Source organism: Nocardiopsis listeri (assembly GCF_020741345.1).
GTDB classification, from domain to species: Bacteria; Actinomycetota; Actinomycetes; order Streptosporangiales; family Streptosporangiaceae; genus Nocardiopsis; species Nocardiopsis listeri_A.
This window is the reverse complement of sequence record NZ_DYZD01000370.1, coordinates 1-10,081: the sequence shown is the minus strand read 5'-3', so window position 1 is coordinate 10,081 and position 10,081 is coordinate 1. Positions and strand designations below refer to the sequence as shown.

Genomic DNA, 10,081 nt, shown 5'->3' with positions numbered 1-10,081 from the left:
GGTCAGACCGGCGTCGCCCATCGGGCCGCCGATCTCGAAGCGACCTGTCGGGTTGACCAGGAGACGGTAGTCGTCGGCGTCCAGGCCGTAGGCGGCCACGACCGGCTCGATGACGTGCTCCCGGATGTCCGGGGTCAGCATCTCCTCGAGGTTGATGTCGGCGGAGTGTTGGCTGGAGACCACCACGGTGTCCAGACGGACCGGGGTCTGGCCCTCGTACTCGACGGTGACCTGGGTCTTGCCGTCGGGGCGCAGGTAGGGCACCGTGCCGTCCCGCCGGACACTGGAGAGCCGTTCCGAGAGCGCGTGCGCCAGCTTGATGGGCAGGGGCATGAGCTCGGGGGTCTCACGGTTGGCGTAGCCGAACATCAGGCCCTGGTCACCCGCGCCCTGACGGTCGAGGGCGTCCTCCTCGTTCTCGACACGCGCCTCGTAGGCCGTGTCGACGCCCTGGGCGATGTCGGGGGACTGCGCGTCGATGGAGACGTTGACCCCGCAGGAGTCACCGTCGAACCCCTTGGCGGAGGAGTCGTATCCGATCTGGAGGATCTTCTCGCGCACGATGGCGGGGATGTCGACGTAGGTCTGGGTGGTGACCTCACCCGCGATGTGGACCTGACCGGTGGTGATCAGCGTCTCGACAGCGACCCGGCTGCCGGGGTCGGTGGTGAGCATCGCGTCGAGGATCGCGTCACTGATCTGGTCGGCCATCTTGTCCGGATGACCTTCGGTGACGGACTCGGAGGTGAAAAGGCGGCGGGACACGTTGCGTGACTCCTTGCAGCGGCTGCTGGCTGACATGGTCGGTGCGGTCCGGCTCGCCCCGGCTGCGCCGAGGGCGGTCAATGCCGACCGACGGGGTTGGTTATTCGTCCACTGTAACGGGACCAGTGGGGATGGTCGCCCGTTGGTCGACCTGGCAGGTCGCACACAGGGCCCGTTCGAAGTGTGACGTACTCGGCGGTAGGAATCTAGCGTAACGACGTGGGGATTTTCACGAGTCCGCCTCGAAGAAGACCGGACTCCCACCGGTGTTCGAGCACGTCCCCTCTCAGGAGGTTCGCCTCGGTGAACGTTCGACCACCAGGTCCCACACGCGGTCGGCGAGGTCCTCCTTGGGGCCGGTGGGAATGTCCACCACGGTGCCGTCGGAGCCCAGGACGGTCGCCTGGTTGTCCTCGGTGCCGAAGGCACGTCCACCACCGACCTGATTGACCACGAGCAGGTCGCAGCCCTTGCGCGCCAGCTTGGCACGGCCGTTGGCGATCACGTCGTCGGTCTCGGCGGCGAACCCCACGATGGTCTGGTCGGTGCCCTCCCTCTCCCGGGTGGTGACCAGACCGGCGAGGATGTCGGGGTTCTCGACCAGTTCGATGGGGGCCGGGGCCGCACCGGACTTCTTGATCTTGGACGCCGCGCTGTTGACCGGGCGGAAGTCGGCGACGGCCGCGGTCATCACCACGATGTCCGCCTTCGCGCGTTCGGCCTCCATGGCCTCGGCCAACTCCACCGCCGAGGACACCCGCATCGAACTCACGCCGGCCGGGTCGGGCAGGGAGACGTTGGCGGCCACCAGGGTGACGTCGGCGCCGCGCGCCGCGGCGGTGCGGGCCAGGGCGTAGCCCTGCCGTCCCGAGGAGTGGTTGCCGATGAAGCGCACCGGGTCGATGGCCTCGCGGGTTCCGCCCGCGGAGATGACCACGCGGCGACCGGCCAGGTCGGGTTCGGCGGCCCCACGGCGCAGGACCAGACGGGCGGCCTCGAACAGCTCGGTGGGTTCGGGGAGGCGGCCTCGACCGGTGTCGACACCGGTCAGTCGGCCCACTGCCGGGTCGAGGACGATGGCGCCGCGCGAACGCAGCGTGGCGACGTTGGCCCGGGTGGCGGGGTGTTCCCACATCTCGGTGTGCATCGCGGGAGCGAACACGACCGGACAGCGGGCGGTGAGCAGGGTGTTGGTCAACAGGTCGTCGGCGAGCCCGGCTGCGGCCTTGGCCATGATGTCGGCGGTCGCAGGGGCGACGAACACCAGGTCCGCGGACTGTCCGATGCGCACGTGCGGAACCTCGTGCACCCGGTCCCACACACCGGTCTCGACGGGCTGCCCGGACAGGGCCGCCCAGGTGGGCTCTCCGACGAAGCGCAGGGCCGACTCGGTGGGCACGACACGGACTCGGTGGCCGGACTCGGTCAGTCGGCGCAGGAGCTCGCAGATCTTGTAGGCGGCGATACCGCCGCCGACTCCGAGGACCACCTGGGGAACGTTCTCTGTGTCACTCACACCAGTGTTCTACCAGGACGCGCCCGCCGCACGCCCCGGGCGGGGGGTGCGGCGGGCGCGGTGAAACAGAAAGGAAGGCACCGGACGTCGGCGCCTTGGCTCAGCTGCCCTCGTAGGGCTCGGCGGTGAGCAGACCGGACTTGACCTCGCGCAGGGCGATGGACAGGGACTTCTCCTGGACCTGGGTCTCCACCAGCGGGCCGACGTACTCCAGCAGGCCCTCGCCCAGCTGCGCGTAGTAGGCGTTGATCTGGCGGGCCCGCTTCGAGGCCATGGTGACCAGGCTGTACTTGCTGTCCACCAGCTCCAGCAGGTCGTCGATCGGTGGGTTGGTGATGCCTTCGGCGACGGGCTCGGTACCAGCCACTTCGTTACCCCCAGGGACGGTCACCGGCTCGTCGAAAAGCCGTGACTTCGGTTGGATGGAATGGTTCTCGGGCCCCGGTGAGGCGGGTGTGCGCCGCCGCCGATGTCCGGCGCGGCCGCTGTCACCCCTGCTATCACACCTTGGGCGCGGTCATCAACGCTAGCAGCTCGTCGCACACGTCCTGTACGGACGTGTTGACCAGAGTCGTGTCGAATTCCTTCTCCGCGGCGAGTTCGACCTTGGCCACCTCCAGCCTGCGCTGGATGACCTCCTCGCTCTCGGTACCTCGTCCGGAGAGCCTGCGCACCAGTTCCTCCCAGGAGGGCGGAGCGAGGAAGACGTGCAGGGCGTCGGACATGGACTCGCGGACCTGTCGGGCGCCCTGGAGTTCGATCTCGAGCAGGACGGGGGTGCCCGAGTCCAGGCGTTCCTGGACCGGGCCGCGCGGGGTGCCGTAGCGGTTGCCGGCGAACTCCGCCCATTCGAGCAGTTGGTTCTCGACGACGAGACGGTCGAACTCCTCGTCGGAGACGAAGTGGTACTGGACGCCGTCCTGTTCCCCGGGGCGGGGGTCACGGGTGGTCACCGAGACCGACAGCCACACGTCGGGGTCGACCTCTCGCAGGTGCGCGACGACGGTGCTCTTGCCAACGCCCGAGGGTCCGGACAGCACGGTCAGCCGTTTCGCGGCGGGGCGGGCGGGGTCCGCGTTCTGCGCAGGCATGTAGATCAGGATTCCATTCGGCGTGTTCGCCGCGCGGTGGGCCATCGGTCCGCCGGGACCGGCCAGGTCCGGCACGGTACCGCGCGGGCGACTCACGCGGCCGCCGGTGGGCGTGCCGCGTACGGTCGCGGGAGATCCCTTTATACCACCGAGGCCGCGGCTCGACGGACGGAGTGTGACCCAGGGTCCACTCCTCGTCCGCCGGCCGCGGCCTCGGATCCCGCTTCTCACCGATGAGACCCCACCGGATGCGGGGGCTCGTCGCGCGTCTGTGGGGGACGCGACGTCCGGTGTTCGGCTATCTGCTCCGTACTTCCGAGCTACTTGGTGAGGTCACCGAACTCGCTCTCCAGGGCGGCACGCTGGTTGGTGCCCAGACCCCGGACACGGCGCGACTCAGCGATGTTGAGCCGCTCCATGATCTGCTTCGCGCGGACCTTGCCGACACCGGGGAGGGATTCCAGCAGAGCCGAAACCTTCATCTTGCCGATGACGTCGTCCTTGAGGCCGGTGGAAAGCACCTCGGACAGCGAGATGCCGCCGTTCTTCAGCTTGTTCTTGACCTCAGCGCGCTCTTTTCTGGCCTTGGCGGCCTTCTCGAGAGCCGCGCTGCGCTGCTCGGGTGTGAGGGGAGGAAGGGCCACGCCGGGTCACCTCGGATTTCTACTCGTTTGTAGAGGGCGGACGCCTGCGAAAGTTAGTAGGTCCGACCCCTGTTAGGCAACGTAAAGTGCCCTTTCAGGGGCTATTTCATTGAAGGAACTACCCAGAGTAGTCGATCAATTGCTCGCGGACACGAAAACCAGGACTTTCGTCCCGATTGCCGAAGGGGCGAAGCGTGCGACCAGCGCAGGTCACGCAGGGGTGACCCGGGTCACTCTTCGCCACGATTGCCGGGTTTCGGACACGCCTATTTGATCACTGTCCGTGACCCGCAACTGTGGGTGATGGTGCGAATGCGAAAATCCAGGGTCGATCCGCGCGGCCGGTTCCGGATTCGCGCAGCGCAGCGGTTCCGGGACCGGCCGCCGGATTTCAGACACGGACCCCGGCACGACGTACGGCCGCCGCGATGGAGGCCGCCGCCGCACCGGGGTCCGCGGCACGGGTGATCGGGCGACCGATGACGAGAAGGTCCGCCCCTGCCTCGATCGCCTCCTCCGGGGTCGCGACCCGGGACTGGTCACCCTTGTCCGCACCGGCCGGGCGCACACCCGGGGTGATGAGGGTGACGTCCGGGCCCACCTCTGCGCGGACCGTCTCCACTTCCTGCGGCGAACACACCAGTGCGCGCGCTCCCGCGCCCACCGAGAGCACCGCCAGGCGACGGACCGCGTCCCGTGCCGGACCGAGCAGCCCCACCTGCTCCAGGTCCGTCTCGCTCATGGAGGTGAGCACCGTCACCGCCGCGATCTTGGTGTCCGGGGCGGCCTCGGCCGCCGCCCGGACCATGTCCGCTCCCCCGCTCGCGTGCACGGTCAGGATCGAGGGACGCAGGCCCGCCACGCTGCGCGCCGCGCCGGCGACGGTGGCGGGGATGTCGTGCAGCTTCAGGTCGAGGAAGACACCGACGCGGTTGGCCCCGCGTACGGCGCTGATCACCTCGGGCCCGTAGCGCAGGTACAGCTCCAGGCCCACCTTCACCGTGCTGACGTGCGGTGCGACGGCGGACGCCCAAGTGGCCGCGGTCTCGATGTCGCCGGCATCGATCGCGACGGCGATGGGCGCGGAAGGAGCGGTCATGTCGGTCTCTCCAATCGTGTGCCCCGGCCGGAGCCCGGGGTCCGGCACTCGCCCGCCGTTCTTACGAACGTGCTTACGAATGCACATCCACTGTCATGTGCACACCGCATGGTGTGCGGTTCCCTGGATCGGGCGCTTCATGCACCCGATCCGCGTCACTTCCCCGTAACGGCCTTCCAGTCGGCCGTAGACGGCTGCTCCCCCTGACCCCTACTGCGGGGATGCCCGGCGCGCCCGTTCGGCCACACAGAGCCATCTCAACGCTGTTCAGGCCGGTCAGAGCGTTGTCGCCCGGTGACCCGTGGATCACAACCCCGAGCGGTGCGCGGCGCCCACCAGATCCGAGGCCCTGGACACCCCCAGAGTCTCCAGCGTCTCGGTGAACTCGCGCAGGACCCGAGTGCACGCGGAGGGGTCGGCGAAGTTGACCGTTCCCACGGCCACCGCGCTCGCGCCCGCCGCCATGAACTCCAACACGTCGGAGCCGGTGCGCACACCTCCCACACCGATGATCGGCACGTCGGGGAAGGCCTCGTGGACCCGATAGACGCACCCCACGGCCAGCGGACGGATCGCCGGCCCGGAGAGCCCGCCCATCCCACCGGTCACCGCGGGGCGCAACGTGCGGGTGTCCACACTCATGCCACGTAGGGTGTTGATCATGGTCAGTCCGTCGGCCCTGGCCCCGACACAGGCCTCGGCCAGCTTCAGTACGTCCGGGACGTCCACGGCGATCTTGGCCAGCACGGGCAGGTCGGATCGGGCGTGCGAGCGCACCGTCTGCACCACCGCGGCGGCCTGGGCCGCGTCGTCCGCGAAGTGCCGCCCGGCGGGGTCGGTCGGATCGGGACAGGACAGGTTCACCTCTACGGCGTCCACCCCCTCGGCGTCCGAGACCCGGCGGGCCAGCTCACCGAACTCCCCCACACCCGAGCCCGCGATCGACACGATCGCCCGGCCGCCCCGGGACAGCAACCACGGCAGATCGCGTTCGAGGAACACGTCCACGCCGGGCCCCTGAAGGCCGATGGTGCTCAGCATCCCGCTGGGGGTCTCCGCCATGCGCGGGGCCGGACGGCCCGCCCGCGGCTCCAACATCAAGGACTTGGTGGTGATGGCGCCGATCTCCGCCACGTCGAAGAATTGCGCCAGCTCCCGCCCCGAGCCCGCGCACCCGGCGGCGGTCACCACCGGGTTGGGAAGCTCCAGGGATCCGAGTCGGGTCCTGAGGTCTGCGTTCACGTGTCTTCGCTCACTCGTGGTCGCCCGGACGACCCGCGTCCGGGACCTGGGGTGACTCATCATTGCCGGTCAGGCGATGTCGCGGGTCGGCTCCGCCGCGCCGGCGGCCCCCGACCCCTTCCAACCGGGTGCGCCCAAGGCGTCGAAGGGGATGGTTCCCACGTCGTCGAACCGCACCCGTTCGCCCCGAAAGACGGGACCGTCCACGCAGGACCGCACCATCCGCGTGATCCCGTCCTCCCCGACCACCGGGATCACACAGGTCATGCAGATCCCGATGCCGCAGGCCATCGTCTCCTCGACCGCGACCTGCACGGGGACGCCGTGGTTGCCGGCCACCTGGGTGACGGCGCGCAGCATCGGCATGGGTCCGCAGGCGTACACGGCGTCGGAGCGGGCGTCCTCGATCACCCGACCCAGGACGTCGGTGACCCGCCCTCGGGTGCCGAAGGAACCGTCGTCGGTGGTGAACTCGGCGGTCTCCGCGATCCGGCGGGCGGTGATCGCGCTGAACACCCTGTCGGCGGAGGCTCCGCCCAGGACGAAGTCCACCCGGCAACCGCGCCGACGCAGCGACTGGGCCAGCGGGAAGAGCGGGGCGCTCCCCGAGCCCCCGCCCACCAGCACGCAGTTGACGGGGTCCCGGGGCAGGGGGAAGGGCCGGCCCAACGGACCCACCACGTCGAGCAGGTCGCGTGATCGCCGTTCGGCCAGCCAGGAGGTCCCGGTACCGCGCACCGCGAACAGGAACTCGACGGTTCCGCCGTAGTCGGGTTTGACGTCGTGGATGGCGAAGGGTCGACGCAGCAACGTGCTGGAGTGGTCGCCGCCCACCGCCACCGAGACGAACTGCCCGGAACGGAACCGCTCTGCTATGCCCGGCGCGACGACGGTGATGGCGTAGTAGGCGTCCACCCTGCGCACGTTCAGCACGGGGCACCTGACCTGCACCGGTCCGTTGTCGCTCATGTGTGGTGGCAGCCTCTCTGGACTCGCGGCGGTACGGTCCGGGTGCCGCGGGGGTGTCCCCACGCCACCCGGACTTTGTTCGCTACAGCCTAGGAGTCCTCGCGACTCGCCGTGAGCGCTCGGGCGTGCTCCTGCAGGGAACGCACCCCCACCTCGCCGCGAACACCGGCCTCGATGGCCTGTACGGCGGCGGCCAGACCCTGCACCGTGGTGACGCTGGGAACGTTCCGAACGATCGCGGCGGTCCGGATCTCGTAGCCGTCCAGACGCGGTCCGGCCTGCCCGGCGCTGCCGAACGGGGTGTTGACGATGAGGTCGACCTCCCCGTCGTGGATGAGCTGCACGATGGTGCGCTCACCGTCGGGGCCGGGGCCCGCGCTGTGCTTGCGCACCACGGTGGCGCGCACGCCGTTGCGGCGCAGGACGACCGCGGTGCCCTCGGTCGCCAGGATCTCCAGGCCGAGGTCGGCCAGGCGCTTGACCGGGAAGATCATCGAACGCTTGTCCCGGTTGGCGACCGACACGAACACCTTGCCCTGGGTGGGCATCGAGCTGTTGACCGACAGCTGGGACTTGGCGAAGGCCGCCCCGAACTCCACGTCCAGGCCCATGACCTCACCGGTGGAGCGCATCTCCGGGCCGAGGATGGTGTCGACGCCTTCACCGTGCTTGTCGATGAATCGGTTGAAGGGCATCACCGCCTCCTTGACGGAGACCGGGGCGTCGGCGGGCAGGTCGCCTCCGTCGCCCTTGGCGGGCAGCATGCCCTCGGCGCGCAGTTCGGCGATGGTGCTGCCGGCCATGACCCGAGCGGCGGCCTTGGCCAGCGGGACCGCGGTGGCCTTGGAGACGAAGGGCACCGTCCGGGAGGCGCGCGGGTTGGCCTCCAGGACGTTGAGGACACCCGAGGCGAGCGCGTACTGGACGTTGAGCAGGCCCCGCACCCCGGTGCCGCGGGCGATGGCCTCGGTGGAGTAGCGGATGCGCTCGATGTCCTCACTGCCCAGCGTGATGGAGGGCAGGGTGCACGCGGAGTCGCCGGAGTGGATGCCGGCCTCCTCGATGTGCTCCATGACGCCGCCCAGGTACAGGTCCTGGCCGTCGTAGAGGGCGTCGACGTCGATCTCGATGGCGTCGTCGAGGAAACGGTCGATCAGCACCGGATGTTCGGGGCTGACCTCGGCGTTGCGCTCGATGTAGTCGGCGAGCATGGCCTCGCTGTAGACGATCTCCATGCCACGGCCGCCCAGCACGTAGGAGGGCCGGACCATGACCGGGTAACCGATCTCGTCGGCCGCGGCCTTGGCCTGCTCGAAGGAGTAGGCGGTGCCGTACTTGGGCGCGGGGAGTCCGGCGGCGTCCAGGACCTTGCCGAACTCGCCGCGGTCCTCGGCCAGGTCGATGGCCTCCGGGCTGGTGCCGATGATGGGCACTCCGGCGTCCTTGAGACGTCGGGCCAGACCCAGCGGGGTCTGGCCGCCGAGCTGGACGATGACCCCGACGACCGGTCCGGCGGCCTGCTCGGCGCGCACGACCTCCAGGACGTCCTCCAGGGTGAGCGGCTCGAAGTAGAGCCGGTCACTGGTGTCGTAGTCGGTGGAGACGGTCTCGGGGTTGCAGTTGACCATGACGGTCTCGAACCCGGCGTCGGAGAGCGCGAAGGAGGCGTGGACGCAGGAGTAGTCGAACTCCACGCCCTGGCCGATGCGGTTGGGACCCGAGCCCAGGATGATGATCTTGGGCTTGTCCCCTGTGGGGACCTCGGTCTCCTCGTCGTAGCTGGAGTACAGGTACGGCGTCTCGGCCTCGAACTCGGCGGCGCAGGTGTCCACCGTCAGGTAGACGGGGTGGATGCCCAGGGCATGTCGGAGTTCGCGGACGACGTCCTCGGACTTGCCGGTGATCTCACCGATCTGGACGTCGGAGAAGCCGAGTCCCTTCATCTCGCGCAGCAGCGCGGCGTCGAGCTTGGGCGCGGCGGCCAGGGTGCGCGCGGCCTCCTCCAGACGCAGCATCTGGTCCAGGAACCACGGGTCGATCTTGGTGGACTCGCGCAGTTCCTCGACGGTGGCTCCCGCGCGCAGGGCCTGCTGGACCTGGCGCAGACGGTGCTCGGTGGGCCGGGCGGCCTCGCGCACGAGCCCGTCCTTGTCGCCGGGTTCGCCCGCCCAGGTCAGGCCCACACCGGACTTCTCCAGGGAGCGCATGGCCTTCTGGAGCGCCTCGGGGAAGGACCGGCCGATCGCCATGGCCTCGCCCACCGACTTCATGGTGGTGGTCAGGCCGGGATCGGCACCGGGGAACTTCTCGAAGGCGAAGCGGGGCACCTTGACCACGACGTAGTCGAGCGTGGGCTCGAAGCTGGCCGGGGTCTCCTTGGTGATGTCGTTGGGGATCTCGTCCATCGTGTAGCCGATGGCGAGCTTGGCGGCGATCTTGGCGATCGGGAAGCCGGTGGCCTTGGAGGCCAGCGCCGAGGAGCGGGACACGCGCGGGTTCATCTCGATGACGATGATCCGGCCGGTCTCGGGGTGGACGGCGAACTGGATGTTGCAGCCGCCGGTGTCCACTCCGACCTCGCGGATGACCGCGATGCCGATGTCGCGGAGTTCCTGGTACTCGCGGTCGGTCAGGGTCATGGCGGGGGCGACGGTGATGGAGTCACCGGTGTGCACGCCCATGGGGTCGAGGTTCTCGATGGAGCAGACGACGACCACGTTGTCGTTGGCGTCGCGCATCAGCTCCAGCTCGTACT

Annotated in this window: 9 protein-coding genes; all 9 read right to left on the bottom strand. The window is 69.3% G+C overall.

The window, feature by feature from the left end; genetic code table 11:
- Window positions 1-765 (bottom strand): methionine adenosyltransferase (gene metK, locus K8V84_RS19800; RefSeq protein ID WP_304077135.1); only part of this gene is annotated, 765 nt, incomplete at its 3' end.
- A 286-nt stretch (window positions 766-1,051) separates the two neighbouring features.
- Window positions 1,052-2,254 carry a bifunctional phosphopantothenoylcysteine decarboxylase/phosphopantothenate--cysteine ligase CoaBC gene (gene coaBC / locus K8V84_RS19795; protein ID WP_304077133.1) on the bottom strand — a complete coding sequence of 401 codons (1,203 nt, stop codon included), beginning with the start codon at window positions 2,252-2,254 and terminating at the stop codon, window positions 1,052-1,054.
- Between the two features lie 127 nt (window positions 2,255-2,381).
- On the bottom strand, window positions 2,382-2,648 hold the full coding sequence (gene rpoZ, locus K8V84_RS19790; RefSeq protein ID WP_211716102.1) for a DNA-directed RNA polymerase subunit omega: 267 nt from the start codon (window positions 2,646-2,648) through the stop codon (window positions 2,382-2,384).
- A gap of 133 nt (window positions 2,649-2,781) precedes the next feature.
- Window positions 2,782-3,372, bottom strand: coding sequence for a guanylate kinase (gene gmk / locus K8V84_RS19785; protein ID WP_304077126.1), 591 nt, complete (start codon window positions 3,370-3,372; stop codon window positions 2,782-2,784).
- A 320-nt stretch (window positions 3,373-3,692) separates the two neighbouring features.
- Window positions 3,693-4,016 carry an integration host factor, actinobacterial type gene (gene mihF, locus K8V84_RS19780; protein ID WP_304077124.1) on the bottom strand — a complete coding sequence of 108 codons (324 nt, stop codon included), beginning with the start codon at window positions 4,014-4,016 and terminating at the stop codon, window positions 3,693-3,695.
- Between the two features lie 391 nt (window positions 4,017-4,407).
- The gene (pyrF, locus tag K8V84_RS19775) at window positions 4,408-5,115 is read right to left on the bottom strand and encodes an orotidine-5'-phosphate decarboxylase (RefSeq protein WP_304077121.1); all 708 of its coding nucleotides are present in this window, start codon (window positions 5,113-5,115) and stop codon (window positions 4,408-4,410) included.
- Window positions 5,116-5,421: 306 nt separating this feature from the next.
- Window positions 5,422-6,357: a dihydroorotate dehydrogenase gene (locus tag K8V84_RS19770; protein WP_304077118.1), complete on the bottom strand. Its 936-nt coding sequence runs from the start codon at window positions 6,355-6,357 to the stop codon at window positions 5,422-5,424.
- A 69-nt stretch (window positions 6,358-6,426) separates the two neighbouring features.
- A complete protein-coding gene (locus K8V84_RS19765; RefSeq protein WP_304077115.1) occupies window positions 6,427-7,326 on the bottom strand; it encodes a dihydroorotate dehydrogenase electron transfer subunit in 900 nt (299 codons plus the stop codon).
- A gap of 89 nt (window positions 7,327-7,415) precedes the next feature.
- On the bottom strand, window positions 7,416-10,081 hold a 2,666-nt coding region (carB, locus tag K8V84_RS19760; RefSeq protein WP_304077112.1), incomplete at its 5' end, for a carbamoyl-phosphate synthase large subunit.

Coding starts and splice junctions, on each gene's coding strand:
- gmk (WP_304077126.1), bottom strand. CDS start 3,372: ATGCCTGCGCAGAACGCGGACCCCGCCCGCCCCGCCGCGAAACGGCTG.
- pyrF (WP_304077121.1), bottom strand. CDS start 5,115: ATGACCGCTCCTTCCGCGCCCATCGCCGTCGCGATCGATGCCGGCGAC.
- K8V84_RS19765 (WP_304077115.1), bottom strand. CDS start 7,326: ATGAGCGACAACGGACCGGTGCAGGTCAGGTGCCCCGTGCTGAACGTG.